The sequence below is a fragment of the Nioella sediminis genome, from assembly GCF_001879695.1.
Classification (GTDB): domain Bacteria; phylum Pseudomonadota; class Alphaproteobacteria; order Rhodobacterales; family Rhodobacteraceae; genus Nioella; species Nioella sediminis.
The window spans coordinates 11,737-27,446 of record NZ_MNBL01000134.1 but is presented as its reverse complement, the minus strand read 5'-3'; the positions used below and the strand labels follow the sequence as shown (position 1 = coordinate 27,446).

General features: G+C 64.2%; 16 protein-coding genes. 12 read left to right on the top strand and 4 right to left on the bottom strand.

Features of this window, described 5'->3' with window-relative positions:
• From BKY26_RS15990 to BKY26_RS15980, 3 genes are all read right to left on the bottom strand, one after another.
• Nucleotides 1–652 (bottom strand): Gfo/Idh/MocA family protein (locus BKY26_RS15990; protein ID WP_131541906.1); only part of this gene is annotated, 652 nt, incomplete at its 3' end.
• Between the two features lie 12 nt (nt 653–664).
• A complete protein-coding gene (locus BKY26_RS15985; RefSeq protein ID WP_071691385.1) occupies nt 665–1,555 on the bottom strand; it encodes a sugar phosphate isomerase/epimerase family protein in 891 nt (296 codons plus the stop codon).
• 9 nt (nt 1,556–1,564) lie between these two features.
• Complete coding sequence (locus BKY26_RS15980; RefSeq protein ID WP_071691384.1) at nt 1,565–2,665, bottom strand: Gfo/Idh/MocA family protein; 1,101 nt, start codon at nt 2,663–2,665, stop codon at nt 1,565–1,567.
• 96 nt (nt 2,666–2,761) lie between these two features.
• Between BKY26_RS15980 and iolC the strand changes: the two genes are divergently transcribed.
• The 7 genes from iolC to BKY26_RS15945 all read left to right on the top strand — a co-directional run bounded on the left by iolC (nt 2,762) and on the right by BKY26_RS15945 (nt 9,269).
• Nucleotides 2,762–3,730: a 5-dehydro-2-deoxygluconokinase gene (gene iolC, locus BKY26_RS15975; RefSeq protein ID WP_071691383.1), complete on the top strand. Its 969-nt coding sequence runs from the start codon at nt 2,762–2,764 to the stop codon at nt 3,728–3,730.
• A 12-nt stretch (nt 3,731–3,742) separates the two neighbouring features.
• Nucleotides 3,743–4,597: a 5-deoxy-glucuronate isomerase gene (locus BKY26_RS15970; protein WP_071691382.1), complete on the top strand. Its 855-nt coding sequence runs from the start codon at nt 3,743–3,745 to the stop codon at nt 4,595–4,597.
• Between the two features lie 82 nt (nt 4,598–4,679).
• Nucleotides 4,680–5,507: a class II fructose-bisphosphate aldolase gene (locus BKY26_RS15965; protein ID WP_071691381.1), complete on the top strand. Its 828-nt coding sequence runs from the start codon at nt 4,680–4,682 to the stop codon at nt 5,505–5,507.
• A 118-nt stretch (nt 5,508–5,625) separates the two neighbouring features.
• Entirely contained in the window at nt 5,626–6,495 is an 870-nt protein-coding gene (locus BKY26_RS15960) for an SDR family oxidoreductase (protein WP_071691380.1), read from the top strand.
• A complete protein-coding gene (locus BKY26_RS15955; protein ID WP_071691379.1) occupies nt 6,492–7,172 on the top strand; it encodes a DUF4386 family protein in 681 nt (226 codons plus the stop codon). The genes BKY26_RS15960 and BKY26_RS15955 overlap by 4 nt, the downstream gene beginning before the upstream one ends.
• 64 nt (nt 7,173–7,236) lie before the next feature.
• Nucleotides 7,237–7,695, top strand: coding sequence for an NUDIX hydrolase (locus BKY26_RS15950; protein WP_071691378.1), 459 nt, complete (start codon nt 7,237–7,239; stop codon nt 7,693–7,695).
• Nucleotides 7,696–7,784: 89 nt separating this feature from the next.
• Nucleotides 7,785–9,269, top strand: coding sequence for an inorganic phosphate transporter (locus BKY26_RS15945; protein WP_071691377.1), 1,485 nt, complete (start codon nt 7,785–7,787; stop codon nt 9,267–9,269).
• A gap of 6 nt (nt 9,270–9,275) precedes the next feature.
• Here BKY26_RS15945 and BKY26_RS15940 read toward each other — a convergent pair whose 3' ends face one another.
• Nucleotides 9,276–10,238, bottom strand: coding sequence for a LysR family transcriptional regulator (locus tag BKY26_RS15940; protein WP_071691376.1), 963 nt, complete (start codon nt 10,236–10,238; stop codon nt 9,276–9,278).
• Between the two features lie 97 nt (nt 10,239–10,335).
• Between BKY26_RS15940 and BKY26_RS15935 the strand changes: the two genes are divergently transcribed.
• From BKY26_RS15935 to BKY26_RS15915, 5 genes are all read left to right on the top strand, one after another.
• Nucleotides 10,336–11,202 carry an ABC transporter permease gene (locus BKY26_RS15935; protein WP_071691375.1) on the top strand — a complete coding sequence of 289 codons (867 nt, stop codon included), beginning with the start codon at nt 10,336–10,338 and terminating at the stop codon, nt 11,200–11,202.
• Nucleotides 11,202–11,993, top strand: a complete 792-nt coding sequence (locus BKY26_RS15930; RefSeq protein WP_071691374.1) for an ABC transporter permease — start codon at nt 11,202–11,204, stop codon at nt 11,991–11,993. Before BKY26_RS15935 ends, BKY26_RS15930 begins: the two co-directional genes overlap by 1 nt.
• 67 nt (nt 11,994–12,060) lie before the next feature.
• The gene (locus tag BKY26_RS15925; RefSeq protein ID WP_071691373.1) at nt 12,061–13,203 is read left to right on the top strand and encodes an ABC transporter substrate-binding protein; all 1,143 of its coding nucleotides are present in this window, start codon (nt 12,061–12,063) and stop codon (nt 13,201–13,203) included.
• Between the two features lie 63 nt (nt 13,204–13,266).
• A complete protein-coding gene (locus tag BKY26_RS15920) occupies nt 13,267–14,346 on the top strand; it encodes an ABC transporter ATP-binding protein (RefSeq protein ID WP_071691372.1) in 1,080 nt (359 codons plus the stop codon).
• 4 nt (nt 14,347–14,350) lie between these two features.
• Nucleotides 14,351–15,706 (top strand): aminotransferase family protein, encoded by a 1,356-nt coding sequence (locus tag BKY26_RS15915; RefSeq protein ID WP_071691371.1) that lies wholly within the window; start codon nt 14,351–14,353, stop codon nt 15,704–15,706.
• The last annotated feature ends 4 nt before the right edge of the window (nt 15,707–15,710 follow it).

Below are 15,710 nucleotides of genomic sequence, written 5' to 3'. Positions count from 1 at the left end.
ACAGCCGCTCCGCCTCCTGCCCGATCACGAAGCTCGCCATATGCAGCGCGTGGATGCCGCAATCGGCGAATTGCGCGGACACACCTGCCTGAGCCGGATCATAGCGCCAGCGCACACGCGGGTTGTCGGCATCGGCGGCGTCGGCGTGGTGGCCATGGGCAAACTCTGCCTTGACCAGCCGGATCGCCCCCAGATCGCCCCGCGCCACCATCGCGCGCATGTGACGGACCAGAGGATAGCCGGTATAGCCGTAATTCACCGCGCAGATCCGGCCCGTCGCGCGGGCGAGTTTCACGATCTCTTCGCCCTCTTCGACGGTCATGGTCATGGGCTTTTCGCAGAGCACGTGAAAGCCTGCCTCCAGATAGGCCTTGGTGATCTCGAAATGAGTCGCATTCGGCGTGGCAACGGTCACCAAGTCGATACGGTCCTCCCTGCCTCGCTCGCCCTCCAGCATCTCGCGCCAGTCGCCATAGGCGCGGTCCGCCGCCAGCCCGAGCCGCTTGCCGTAATCGCGGCCCGCGTCAGGGCGGTGATCCAGCGCGCCCGCGACAAAGGCGAACTCTCCGTCCAGCCCCGCCCCAAGCCGGTGCGCCGGACCGATCTGGCTGCCTTCGCCGCCGCCGATCATGCCCCAGTTCAGTTTTCCCATGGCAGCTCTCCCTCAGTCAAAGCCAATGGATGTCAGGTAGTCCCGGTTCGCCTTTGCATCGGCGATCGGGGAAATGTCCAGTGTCGGATCGCAATCTTGCTCGACCGTGCACCAGCCGCGATAGCCGCGTTCCAGCAGCAGGCGCCGCACGGCCTGAAAGTTCACGTCGCCCCGGCCCAAATTGCAGAAGATGCCCTGCCCGCAGGCCTCATAGAACCCGGTGCGGTTGGCGATGACCCTGGCCTTCACGGCAGGGTCGATATCCTTGAAATGGAGATAGCTGATCCGGTCCAGATGCCGTTTGAGGAAGGCCACGGGATCATAGCCCGCATAGGAATGGTGGCCGGTGTCGAAGCAGATCTTCAGCAGATCCGGATCGGTCTCGTCGAGCAGCCGTTCCAGTTCCGGCTCGAAGTCGATGAACCCGCCCGCATGGGCATGGATCGAGACCGTGAGCCCATAGACCTCGGCCCCCATTCTGGCGATGGTCACGATCCGGTTGCGGAACGCGACCCATTCGTCAGGCTCCATCTGCACCGCCTCGTCAGCGCGACCTGCCGTGGGGGCGCGCCGGGGGGATATGGCGTCGATCAGCACCAGATGTTTCGCGCCGAGAGAGGCGAGCGCCTTGCAGGTGCGCTCGGCCCCGTCGACCACATCCAGCCACTTGTCAGGGTCATGAAAGGGCCGGTAGACCACGCCACCGATCAGGGTCAGCCCGCAGTCCTCCAGCGCCTCGGCCAGCACCTGAGGGTTTTCCGGCATGTAGCCAACCGGCCCCAGTTCGATGCCCCGATATCCCGCCTCGGCGCATTCCCTCAGCACCTGCCGCCAGGGCGGGTTGCGCGCATCGTCGGGAAACTCGACGCCCCAGGAACAGGGCGCATTGCCGATCTGGATCATCCCCGGCCCTCAGAAATCAGATGGCGCCTGCCATGTGCGCGTGGCATCGGACGCCCGCGCCGCGGCGATGACCTGATGCACCTCCAGCCCGGCCTCGAAGGTGGGCCAGACGGCCTGCCCGGTGTCGATGGCGGTCAGGAAATCATGCGCCTCGATGATGATCTGGTCCTGATAGCCGGTGCCATGCCCCGCCCCCTGGCAAAACGGCAGGTAATCGGGGTGATCCGGCCCGGTCAGGATCTTGCGAAAGCCCTTTTGGCCGTCCGGGTCATCCTTGCGGTAGAACCAGATGGCGTTCTGATCCTCCTGATCGAAGCGGATCGCGCCTTCGGTTCCGGTGATCTCGTAGCCATAGCCCATCTTGCGACCGGTCGCGACGCGCGAGGCGTGGATATGGCCGACAACACCGCTCTCGAACCGCACCATCATCTGCACCTGATCGTCATTCGTGACCGGAATGCCGTTGCGATCGGGGTAGACGGTTTCCATGACCGCGTTCAGCTCTGCAATCGGGCCCATCAGCGCCAGGGCCGCGTTGATCGGATGCGGGGCGAGGTCACCGAGACAGCCATTGGCCTCGCCCTCGCAGCGCCATGCGGGGGTTTTCTGCGCGATGTGGAAGTCTTCCTCGTGGACACAGCGGAACCCGGTAATGCGGCCAAGCGCGCCCTCGCTCAACAGGTGCCGAACATATTGAGAGGCCGGGGTGCGGATGTAGTTGTAGGCCACCATATTGGCCACGCCCGCAGACTTGGCCGCCGCCACCATGGCCCGCGCCTCGGATGCATCCAACCCCATCGGTTTCTCGCACAGCACCGGCTTGCCCAATGCCAAAGCCGCTTCGGCGATCTGCAGATGGGTGTTCTGTGGCGAGGCAATCACGACGGCATCCACCGCGGGATCGGAAACCAGATCACGCCAGTCCTGCGCGGCGCGGGCGAATCCAAAGCCCTGCGCATAGCGCTCTGCGCTGGCCGGAGAGGAGGCCGCGATGGCCGCAAGGCGCGGCTTCAGGCGGGTTTCGAACACGGCCCCCACAGACGCAAAGGCCACCGAATGGGCCTTGCCCATATAGCCACCCCCGACGATTCCGATCCCGATTTGATTCATGGCTTCGGCCTCTCTCGTTCACATATTGCAACCGGTTGCAAAGTTGTTATCCTGAGTGCATGTTTCATGCAACCATGAATTCGGAGGGATGGGGAAATGACAGGTCTTGCGCGGCTTTCCGGCAAATCCTTTCTGGTGATCGGGCGGGCGGGCATGGATCTCTATGCCGACCCGCCGGGCGCGCGGGTGGAAGAGGCCACCGCCTTCACCACGGCGCTTGGCGGATCGTCCGCAAACATTGCCGCCGGGCTGTGCCGGTTGGGATGCAAGGCGGCGCTGGTCACGCGGGTCTCGGATGATGCGATCGGGCGGTTTTGTCTGAACCAGCTCGACGCCTACGGGATCGACCGGACCCATGTGCATCTTGAAGGCGGCGAGGCGCGCAATTCTCTGGCTGTCGTGGAAACGCGGCTGAAGAACACCCAATCGGTGATCTACCGCAACGGCGCGGCGGATTTCGAGATGACCATAGCGGATGTGGAGGCGGTGGATTACAGCGCCTATTCCGCCCTCGTCACCACTGGCACCGTCTTGGCCGCAGAACCATCTCGCAGCGCCTGTTTCCGGGCCTTCGATCTGGCCCGCGCCGCCGGTCTGCCGCTGATCTTCGACGTGGATTACCGCCCCTATTCCTGGGCCTCTGCCAAGGAGGCCGAAGAGGTCTATTCCCGCGCCGCCGCGCTTTGCGACATCATCATCGGCAATGACGTGGAGTTCGGCTTCATGGCCGGTGGCATGGAAAAGGGCCTCGACAAGGCCCGGTCGCTGATCGGGGGGGGCGCTCAGATCGTCGTCTACAAGATGGGAGAAAAAGGCGCGATCACGATCACCGCAGAGGGCGAGGTGCAAACCGGCATCTACGAGACCAAGGCGCTTAAACCCACCGGCGCGGGCGACAGTTTCATGGCCGGGTTCCTGGCGACGCTGGCCACGGGCGGCGATGTGAAATCCGCGGTGCAAACCGGGTCCGCCGCCGCCGCAATCGTCGTCTCTCGCGTCGGCTGCGCCCCCGCCATGCCCACCCCTGACGAGCTGGCCCGTTTCATGGCCGCTGCCACCCCATAAGAGGATATCGCAATGCACATCCCCCCGTTCGACAATCAAAACAAGGCCATCGTGGACGTGGACGACGCCCATGTGCCGCTGACCTATTTCAACATCGTCAAACTGAAGGCGGGCGAGACATTCGACTATCGCCTCGCGGGCTATGAAACCTGCGTCGTGCCTGCGACCGGAACGGTGACGGTAGAGTGCGGCGGCGAGACCTTCACCGATATCGGCAACCGGGGCGCCGATGTCTGGGACGGCGAGCCGGAGGGCGTCTATGTGCCGACCGACATCGGTTGCCGCATCACCGCCAGGACCGATACAGAGACCTTCATCGCAGGCGCGAAATACGCCGAGACGCTGAAACCCTTTGCTGTGCGCAAGGGGGAACTGGACCTCGTTCAGTACGGATCGGACGACACCAAGACACATCGCAAGATCAAGCATATCCTGGGTGCAGGCCACCATGACCGGGTCGGGCGGCTGCTGGTCAGCGAGCTTTTCACCGTCGGCGCGGGCGGCTGGTCGGGCTTTCCCAGCCACAAGCACGATACCGACCGGCGCGACGACAGCGACGAACTGATCGAAACCCGGCACGACGAATGCTACAATTTCCGCTTCAAGCCCAATTACGGTTCGGGCCTGCAAATGCTGCAACGGGTCGATAACGAGCCGGGCGATGCCTATCACATCATGGATGGGTCCACCGTGCTGATCGACAAGGGCTATCACCCCTGCTGTGCTTTGCCGGGATATGAGATGTACTATTTCACCATCCTGGGCGGTCTCTCGCAGCGCTCGCTCAAGCAGTATTTCCAGCCCACCCATGCCGAACAGCTGCACACGATCCCCGGCATCATGGACATGGTGGCGAAGTTCAAATGAGCCCTGCCCCGAACGGGGCCACGGGCGGAGGCGCACCCTGCGGGTGCGATCCCCTAAAACGAAAGCGAAGGGAGACCCTGCGATGACCCGCGCGACATTGGCCGAGGTGCTGCAACCGGCGTTAGCTGGCGGTTATGCCGTGGCGGGGCTTGTCTGCCTTGGCTGGGAGGACGCCTGCGCCTATGTGGCCGCGGCCGAGGCCGAGGGCGCACCGCTGATCCTGCAGGCGGGCCCCGGCGCGCGGTCCCACACCCCCCTGCCCGTCTGGGGCGCGATGTTCCGCACGCTGGCGGAGGGGGCCTCGGTTCCCGTCGTCACCCATCTGGACCATGGCAACGATGAAGAGGACTGCCGGATCGCAATTGAAGAAGGCTTCACCTCGGTCATGTATGACGGCTCTCGCCTGTCGCTGGAAGACAACATCGCCGCCACGGCCCGCATCGCGGAGATGGCCCATGCGGCAGGCATCGGCTGCGAGGGGGAAATCGGCTTCGTGGGCTATGCGGCGGGCGAAGCCTCTCGCGGCACCGACCCGCAGGACGCGGCGCGGTTCGCGCGGGAAACCGGCGTTGATGCGATGGCCATTTCCGTCGGCAACACCCATTTGCAGACCAGGGCGGGCGACGGGCTGGACGAAGCGCGGATCGCCGAAATCGCGGCCCTGACCACAACCCCGCTGGTCATCCATGGCGGATCGGGCGTGCCGCATGATCAGCGCCGCCGCCTCGCCACCGGCACCAGTATCTGCAAGTTCAACATCGGCACGGAACTGAGGCAGGTCTTCGGCGCAACCATTCGCCAGACGCTGACCACGGACCCGGAGGTCTACGACCGCATCGCCATCCTCTCGGCCCTGCACGACCCGCTATGCGAGGCCGCTCGGGCGGTCATCAGGGGGCTTCGCCCCTGAGAGGCCGCCAAAACGGACCCGTTTGAAACGAATGGACATGAGGCTGATACGAGCGGCCATGGCGATACGCAGCCATCCTGAATAGGTTGATCCCGACCAAGCCAGAGAAGAGCATCCCATGACCGAAGCCATAGCCCCGAAAACCGTGCTCATCGCAGGTGCGACCGGCTATCTCGGGCGCTTCCTCGTGTCCGAATATGCCCGCCGTGGCTGGCGTGTGCGTGCCCTCGTGCGCCGCGATACCGACCTTCCTGCTGAGGTGGTCCATGCCGAAGCCACCCGGCCCGAGACGCTGACGGGCTGCATGAAGGGCGTCGACCTGGTGATCTCTGCCCTCGGTATCACCCGCCAGACCGAAGGGCTGACCTATCGCGATGTGGACTATCAGGCCAATGTGAACCTGCTGGAGGAGGCGCTGCGCGCGGGCGTGGGCCGCTTCGCCTATATCCACGTGCTGAACGCCGACCGTATGCACCATGTGCCGCTGGTCGCGGCGAAATCAGCCTTTGTGGACCGGCTTCGGGCCAGCCCCGTGGCCTCGACCGTGATCGCACCTTCCGGCTATTTCTCGGACATGGGCGATTTCCTTTCGATGGCGCAGGCCGGGCGGGCGTGGCTGTTCGGGGACGGTCAGCACCGGCTCAACCCGATCCACGGCGCGGACCTTGCCACCGCGACAGCCGAGGCGATCGCGGCGGGGCGCGACTGGCTGGACGTGGGCGGGCCCGAGGTCTTCACGCATGAGGCCCTGGCACGGCTGGCCTTCGCGGCGCTGGACCGGCCTGCGCGCATCACCCGCCTGCCGGATGCCCTGCGCCGGGCCGCGCTGTGCCTGCTGCCCTGGGTGACACCCGCTCGCATCCACGGGCCGGCGCAGTTCTTCCTGACCGCCATGGGCGGCGACATGGTGGGCGAGTGCCATGGCACGAAACGGCTGGCTGACCACTTTCTGACCCTCTCGGCGAACAGCGAAAGGATGACCCCATGACCCTGATCAAGACCGGAGGCTTCGCCGCCCTTGTCTGCGCCCTGACCTATATCGCGGGGTTTGCCCTGCTGTTGACGCTGCTGGCCCCGCTTGGCTTTGGCAGCAACCAGATCGACGCGGAGGCGGTCGTGGCCTTCATCGCCGAACGGCCACACTTGCTGATCGCCTGGAACAGCACGATCTATATTGCCAATGCCATTGCACTTGTCCTTCTGGTTCTGGCTGTCCATGACCTGTTGCGGAAAGCGACCCCCGGATGGGCAGAAGCCAGCCGCGCCTTCGGTCTGATCTGGGCGGCGCTCGTGCTTGGCGCGGGCATGATCGCCAATGTCTCGGTCGAGACGGCCCTGACCCTGTCGCAAACCGACACGGAGGCCGCCGCACAGGCCTGGGCGCTGCTGCACGCGGTCGAGCTTGGGCTTGGCGGCGGCAACGAAATCGCGGGTGGCGTCTGGCTGCTTTGCGTCGGGCTGGCGGCCTTGCGGGCCGGTGCCCTGCCTCGGGTGACGGCGCTGTTGGCGGCTCTGGTCGGGGCGGCGGGCCTGCTGACCGTCATTCCGGCCCTGGGCGAACTGTCCGGAGCCCTGTTCGGCCTCGGGGCAATCCTGTGGTTTCTGCTGGTTGGTCTGGCGCTTTTGCGCCACATCCCCGGGGCGCGCGATTTGCAATCCCCATAGCTTTATCCTATGTAAAGGTTTCGAGCCCAAGAAAAACAAAAGCCAGAGCAGTCGTTTAACCACTATGGTCGATTTTTTGAAGAAAGCCTGGAGCGAAGTGCTCCATCCCATGCTGCAACGCCCCAAGCGATTGCAAGTGGCTGCGCTGTGCTATCGCACGGACGAACAAGGGAAAAAGGTTCTTCTGGTCACCAGCCGTGGCACCGGGCGCTGGATCCTGCCAAAAGGCTGGCCCATCAAGGGGTTGGACGCCGGTGAAGCCGCGCTTCAGGAAGCCTGGGAAGAGGCCGGGGTGCGCAAGGGCTCGGTCGATGGGAACGCAATCGGCACCTATACCTATGACAAGGACCTCGACGAGGGCTGGAGCATCGAGATCGAGACACTGGTGTACCCGGTCGAAGTTGAAGACCTGCGCACGAAATTCCCCGAGGCGCATCAGCGCAAACGAACATGGGTAGAGCCATCGGAGGCGGCCAACATGGTCCGCGAGCCGGAGCTTCAGTCGATCCTGAGGGATTTGTAACCCTTTTGTGAAGAATTTGTAACAAGGGCGGTTGATTTGCGACACGCTCTTGCCTAGGCCCGTCCGGCGAAGCGAGGGGAGCCTGAGGCATGAGCAACGATTCCGGCGACAGCCGTCACCTTGAAACACTGGACCGGGATCTGCACAGGCTGTCCTACCTGGAATCCGCCACCAGCTATGTGGCGCGGCCGATGGTCGGGCCGGGTGTCGCCCTGATCTTCATCGTGCTGGCGGGGCTTATGGCCGCGATCTTCTTCGGGCAGGACAGCAACGGCATGATCGTCGTCGTGGCCGCAGGCTTCGGCGCCTATATGGCGATTAATATCGGTGCCAATGACGTGGCCAACAACATGGGCCCCGCCGTGGGGGCCAATGCGCTGACCATGGGCGGGGCCATCGCCATTGCCGCCGTCTTCGAAAGCGCGGGCGCCTTGATTGCGGGCGGCGACGTTGTCTCGACCATCGCCAAGGGCATCATCGAGCCGGAATCCATGGTCACCGCCGAGATCTTCATCTGGGCGATGCTTGCAGCACTTCTGTCCTCCGCCCTTTGGGTGAACCTCGCCACCTGGGTCGGCGCACCGGTCTCCACCACCCATTCGGTCGTGGGCGGCGTTATGGGCGCGGGCATCGCGGCGGCTGGTTTCACCGCCGTGAACTGGCCCACGATGAGCGCGATTGCCGCAAGTTGGGTGATCTCGCCGGTTCTGGGTGGCACAATCGCGGCGCTGTTCCTGTGGTTCATCAAGGCCAACATCATCTACACCCCCGACAAGATCGCCGCCGCCCGCAAATGGGTGCCGGTTCTGGTCGGGATCATGGCGGGCACCTTCGCCGCCTACCTGGCGCTCAAGGGCCTCAAGCACCTGATGCGGGTGTCGCTCGGGCTGGCGCTGTCCATCGGGGTTGGCGTGGCGATCGTGACCTGGCTTGGCATGATCCCGGTCATCCGCAAGCAGTCCGAAGGGCTGGAAAACCGCAACAAGTCGCTGAAGGTCCTGTTCGGCATTCCACTGGTCGTCTCTGCCGCGCTGCTGAGCTTTGCCCATGGGGCCAACGATGTGGCCAATGCGGTCGGCCCGCTGGCAGCCATCGTGCAGGCCTCGCAGTCCGGCGATTTTACGCAGGTGGTGAGCATTCCGACCTGGGTGATGATCATCGGCGCCTTCGGCATTTCCTTCGGGCTGTTCCTGTTCGGACCAAAACTGATCCGCATGGTGGGCAGCCAGATCACCAAGCTGAACCCGATGCGCGCCTATTGCGTGGCGCTGTCCGCCGCCATCACGGTGATCGTGGCCAGCTGGCTCGGCCTGCCCGTCAGTTCTACCCATATCGCCGTTGGCGGGGTCTTCGGCGTGGGCTTCTTCCGGGAGTGGGACGCCGAACGCCGCCTGCGCCTGGCGCGCGGCAGCATGCCCGATGCAAACCGCATCGCGCCCGAGGAACGCCGCCGCCGCAAGCTGGTGCGCCGGTCGCATTTCATGACCATCATCGCGGCCTGGGTGATCACGGTGCCAGCGGCAGCGATCATGTCCGCCATTCTGTTCTTCGGCATTCAGGCGGTTGTTGGCTAAGGCGGATCAACGATAGGTACGATCCTCGATCGGGGTCGCTTCGATCTTGTCGAGAATGCGCGTGAGCAAGGATTCCTCGGCCCGGTTCATCCGGGTCCGGGGGTTCCAGACCACATGCACATCAACGGCGGGCGGATTGTCATAGGGCGGCAGCCGCCACAGCAGCCCGTCCTGCACATCGCGCGCCGCCACATGCACGGGCAAAGGCCCGATGCCAAGCCCCGCGACGATCATCCGGCGGACCTCTTCCAGGTGGCTCGACGTGCCGACAACCTGTTCGCCGATGTCGGATTCTGCGCGTAGAAGGGCCACGGGTTTCAGCACGTCCTGCAGGCGGTCTGTCTGGAAACTGACGGTGTTGTGACCCGACAGATCGCCACGCGTCAGACCCCGCTTGCCGAACAGTGGATGCGGCGGGCCGCAGAACAGGCCGAAGAATTCCCGGTAGAGCCTGCGGTATTCCAGCTTTGGGTCCATGTCCCGCACAAGGCAGATCGCGAAACTGGCGCTGCGTGCCCGCACGGCGGCGATGGTCTCGGCACTGGTGCGGACGTCGAAGGTCAGTGTGGCCTTGGGATGCGCGGCGTGGAACTCCGCCAGAGCGGAATCGAGCAGCGGGCAGACCACGTGACTGGCCAGCGCCACCTGCACATGGCCCCGCACCTCGTCGGTCATGTCGCGCATGAGCGTCGTCAGCCGCAGGATGGAGCCCTGGATATCCAGCGCCTCGGCAAAGAGCCTCTCTCCCGCCTCGGTCAAGCGGAAATGGCCCGGCTTGCGGTCGATAAGCTTGCGGCCGAGCCGATGCTCCAACCGCTGCAACGCGGCCGATACCGAGGGCTGCGCCAAGTTCAGCCTGCGCGCCGCATCGGTGACCGAGCGCGACTGCGCCAGAACCACGAATGTGCGCAGCAGGTTCCAGTCCAGTTCCCGCAGGATCCTGTCCGGGGGAAGGCGCGCATCCTCCATACTATAGACCTCATCTATTGTTAGAATACCGATTATCTATTTGATCTATGCATAGCGGCTTTCCATGCTCAGGCCAATCCCGCACCCGAGGAAGCGCATGTCCATCGAAGCCCGCGAGGCCCGCCAACCCTGGATCCTGCTGTCACCGACGCTGACGGTGATCACGCTTCTGCTGATCGTGCCGGTCCTCTTCATCGTGGTCTATTCCTTCTGGCTGCGGACCTCCGTCGGGGATGTGCAGCCGGGTTTTTACCTCGACAACTGGGCCGACACGCTGACCGACCGGTTTTACCGCGACATCCTGCTGACCACCCTGCGCATCGCCGCGATCACCACGGTGGTCTGCGCACTGATGGGCTATCCGGCGGCCTATTTCATCGCCCGCGCCAAAAGCAACAAGGCGCTGCTGCTGCTGTTGCTGATGCTGCCTTTCTGGATCAGCTACATCATCCGCACGATGAGCTGGATCTACATCCTCGGCACGAACGGGGCGCTGAACACCGCGCTGCAATGGCTGGGGATCACGGCAGAACCGATCCAGATGCTCTACAATGAAACCACCGTGATCCTGGGCCTCGTGCATTTCCTGCTGCCCTTCATGGTGCTCAATGTCTATGTGAGCCTCGATGGCGTCGACGAAACGCTGGAAGACGCGGCAGGCTCGCTCGGCGCCACCAAGTGGCAGAGCTTCCTGCAAGTCACCCTGCCGCTGTCGTTGCCGGGCCTCGCGGCGGGCAGCCTGCTGTGTTTCGTCCTTGGCGCGGGCACCTACATCACCCCCGCCGTCCTTGGCGGGCCGCGTGACGCGATGTTCGCGAACCTCGTCTACGAGGCGATCATCATCCAGCTGAACTGGCCCCTTGGCGCGGCGCTGTCGCTGCTGCTGCTAGCCGTTCTCGGCGCATTGGTGATGATCTACAACCATTTCCTCGGCCTCGGCCAATTGATGAAGGGGCTTGGCTGATGGGATGGTCACTGATCCGGTTCTGGACCTTGATGGTCTACCTGTTCATGTTCCTGCCGATCGCGGTGGTGGTGCTGCTGGCGTTCAACGCCAACCAGTTCGGGTCCTTCCCGATGACGGGCCTGTCGCTGCGCTGGTTCGATGAGCTGTTCCAGAACGAGGCGATCCTGCGGGCGCTGCGCACCTCGCTGACGCTTGGCGCGTTGACGGCGCTGATCTCCACGACTTTGGGCGTGCTGGCGAGCCTTGCGCTCGTGCGCTACGACATCCCGTTCCGCAACACGATTTCCACCATCCTGATCGCGCCCATTCTGGTGCCGGAGGTCGTGCTGGCCGTTGCGCTGCTGCTGTTCCTGCAATTTCTCGGCATCCACAAGAGCTTTACCCTGCTGCTCTTCGGTCACGTGATCTTCACCCTGCCTTTCGTGATCCTCGTGGTGCAGGCGAGGCTTGTGGGCATCCGCCGCGACGTGGAGGAGGCCGCGATGAGCCTTGGCGCCTCACCCATTCAGACCTTCTTCACCATCACCCTGCCGCTGCTGACCCCTGCGGTGGCCGCTGGCGGGCTTTTCGCCTTCACGATCAGCTTCGACGACATCACCGGCACGCTGTTCTGGAAACCTGGCGGCGTGGAAACCGTGCCGACCCAGATTTTCGCCATGCTGCGCAATTCCATCAGCCCCGAGATCAACGCGCTCGGCACGCTGATGATCCTGATCACCGCCGGGCTGCCCCTGATCGGGCTGGCCATATCCCGGAAACTCGCCATGCGGCGGGACCGGGCGGAATGACCCAATAACAATAAGAACCGAGTACCAAAATCCTAACCCAGACCTCACCAACAGGGAGATCGACAAAATGGACAATACAACACGTTATCAAAGACTTCTGGAACGCTATCAGAACGGCGACCTGGATCGCCGCAGCTTCCTCGGCCTGATCGGCGCAGCAGGTCTCGCCTATGGCGTGCAGACCCCCTTTGCCCGCTACGCGGCGGCGCAGGAGGTGACTCAGGTCCGCTTCGACGGATGGGGCGGCATCGTGTCCGAAGCCTTCCGTGAACATGCCTTCACACCCTACACGGCGGCCACAGGCATCGAGGTGGTCGATGGCACCTTCGGCGGCGGCGACGAGTATCTCGCCCGCGTGCGCACCAGCCAGCCTGGAGAATACAACATTGCCCACCTGTCGGGCGTGTTCGATTATGCCCGCTATCACAACCTTGGCCTGTCGGTGGAACTGAACGAAGCCAACATTCCGAACCTTCAGCTCTGCATCCCGGCCCTGTCCGACGCCTTCCGCGCGATCAGCGGCGGCAGCCTCTCCTGTGTGCCCTATGACTATGGCACCACCGGCATCGCCTATAACCGCGCCTATATCTCGGACGAGGAAGCTCAGGCGCAGGGCGCGGGCCTTCTGATCAACCCCGACTATACCGGCAAGATCGGTGGCTGGGCCGACTGGCGCACGCGCATCTGGTACGGCGCGTTGCAGACCGGGCAGGACCCCAACAACATCACCGATATCGAGGCCGTCTGGGACGCCGTGCGCCAGCACCGCGACCTTGCCCTGCGCTACTGGACGTCGGGCGCGGAACTGATGAGCCTCATGGCCGAAGAGGAAATCCACGTAACCGAAGCCTGGTCGGGCCGCATCTTTGCATTGCAGGAACAGGGCCACGACATCGGTTATATCGATCCGCCGAACGGGTTCGGCTGGCAGGAATGCCTGTTCGTAATCGCGGGCTCGCCCATGGAAGCCTGCGAGGAACTGCTGAACTTCATGCTGGAACCCGCGACCTCCATCGCCGTGGCCGAAGGGCAGAACTATCCGCCCGCGCTCGACCCGACGCAGGTCGATCTGGGCGACAAGATCCCGACCCTGCCGGCCTTCGACCCGACCGGCACCCTGTCCGGCCTGACCTTTGCCAACCCCGAGTACTGGAACGGCAACGAACAGGAATGGTCCGAAACCTTCAGCCGCGTTCAGCGCGGATACTGAGCCTGACACTCGGGGCGGCGCTGCCTGCGCCGTCCCACCCCCTTTCCCGAAAGGATCCCCCTCGTGAGCGCCGTCACCCTGAGCAATATCTCCAAGCAGTTCGGCAGCTTCACCGCCGTCGAGCCGATGTCGCTGGACATCCCTGAAGGCCAGTTCGTGACGCTTCTGGGCCCCTCGGGCTGCGGCAAGACCACGACGCTGCGCATGATCGCGGGGCTTCTGGACCCCTCGGGCGGCGAGATCACCATCAAGGGCCGCCGCGTGAACGACCTGCCCATTCACAAGCGCAACCTCGGGATCGTGTTCCAGAACTACGCGCTGTTTCCCCACAAGACGATTGCCGACAATGTGGGCTTTGGCCTGCGCTATCGCAACGTGAGCAAAGAGGACGCCGCCCGCCGCGTGCGCGAGGCGCTGGAGCTTGTCCAGCTGCCCCATGTGGCCGACCGCTATCCCTCCGCCCTGTCCGGCGGTCAGCAACAGCGCATCGCGCTGGCCCGCGCCATCGTGATCGAACCCGATGTGCTGCTGCTGGATGAGCCGCTCTCGGCCCTCGACGCCAACCTGCGCGAAGATATGCGGGTGGAGCTGAAGAAGATCCAGCACCGGATCGGCGTGACCTCCATCTTCGTCACCCATGACCAGGCCGAGGCGCTGGCCATGTCCGATCAGATCGTCGTGATGTCGGATGGCCGCGTCGAACAAGTCGGCCCGCCGGAGGAGGTCTACAATGCCCCCGCCAGCGAATTCGTGGCGAATTTCCTCGGGGCCTCCAACATCCTGCCGGGCCAGTGCACCGGGCGGCAGAATGGCACCGTGGTCATGGATACGCCGCTTTTCGGCACCATCCCGGTCCCGGCGGAGAAAGCGCCGAACGTGCCGGGCGCGGGCGCTGCAAAACTTGTTCTGAGGGCCGAGAAACTGCAACTCGCCCCTCGGGGACAGGCCGACCCCGACCAGATCAGCGCCGACGCCGTCGTCGAAACCGTAGACTACCAGGGCCAGGCCGTGCGTTACTTCGTGCGCAGCGGCGACACTCAGCTACAGGCCATCAACATGATCGACACACGGCCCTTCGCGGAAGGCGACTCCGTTTCCATCCAGTTCCGCCCGCGCGACTGCGCCGCCCTGCCGGGGGCCTGACGCCATGGCCGGGGAGGGAAAGAGCCACCTGTTCTACCAGGGTCGCGGGCGCAAGCCGGTTCTCGACCAGGCGCGCGGCGTCTACATGTGGGACAAGGAGGGCAAGCGCTATCTCGACGGGTCATCGGGCGCGATGGTCTGCAATATCGGCCATTCCAACGACAATGTGCTCGACGCCATGCGCCGCCAGATGGAACGGTCCACCTTCGGCTATCGGCTGCATTTCGAAACCGAAGCGTCGGAGGCTCTGGCCGCCAAGACGGCGGAACTGACGCCGGAAGGTCTCGATAAGGTGTTCTTTGTCTCGGGCGGGTCGGAGGCGGTGGAAAGTGCGATGAAACTTGCCCGGCAATACGCGGTGGCAACGGGCGAGGCGCGCCGCTGGAAGGTGATCAGCCGCGCGCCCTGTTACCACGGCTGCACCCTGGGGGCTTTGGCGATCACCAGCTACACCCCGCTCACCCGCCCGTTCGAGCCGATGATGCAGCCAATGCCCAAGGTTCCGGCCCCGCGCGCCTATCTGGACGGGCTGGACCCGGAGGAGGAGGCGACCGGCCACCATTACGCCGACATGCTGGAGGCGAAAATCCTGGAAGAAGGCCCCGAAACCGTGCTGGCCTTCATCGTCGAACCGGTCGGCGGCGCGTCCACCGGCGCGCTTGTTCCGCCCGCAGGCTATATGGAGAGGGTGCGAGAGATCTGCACGCGCCATGGCGTTCTTCTGATCATGGACGAGGTCATGACCGGCGCGGGCCGCACGGGCCGGTTCCTGGCCGGGGACCACTGGGGGATCACCCCCGATATCATCGTCATGTCAAAGGGATATGCGGCGGGCTACGTCCCCCTCGGGGCCATGGTCGCGCATGAACGCCTTGTCGAACCGGTGCTCGACGATGGCGGCTTCCAGCACGGGTTTACCTATGCAGGCAACCCGCTGGCCTGCGCCGCAGGGGTCGCCGTGCTGTCGGAGATCGAGCGCCTGAACCTGTGCCACAATGCCGAGGTCATGGGCATGGGCCTCAAGGCGCGGCTGAAGGGGTTGATGGACCGTTATCCGATCATCGGCGACGTGCGTGGCAAGGGGCTGCTGCTGGCCTTCGAGTTCATGGCGGACCGCAGCACCAAGGCCCCCTTGCCGACCGACCTGCGCGCCTTCGACCGCTTCGTGCAGATCGCCTACGACAACGGCCTCATCGTCTATTCCCGCCGCACCCGCGACGGAACGGAAGGCGACCATATCCTCGTTTGCCCGCCGATGATCGTGACGGAAACGCATCTGGATGAAATCACCCATATGCTGGATCTGTCGCTGAGGCAGTTCACAGATGAAATCCATCACAAGCTGCCGAAAACCGCCTGAGGCC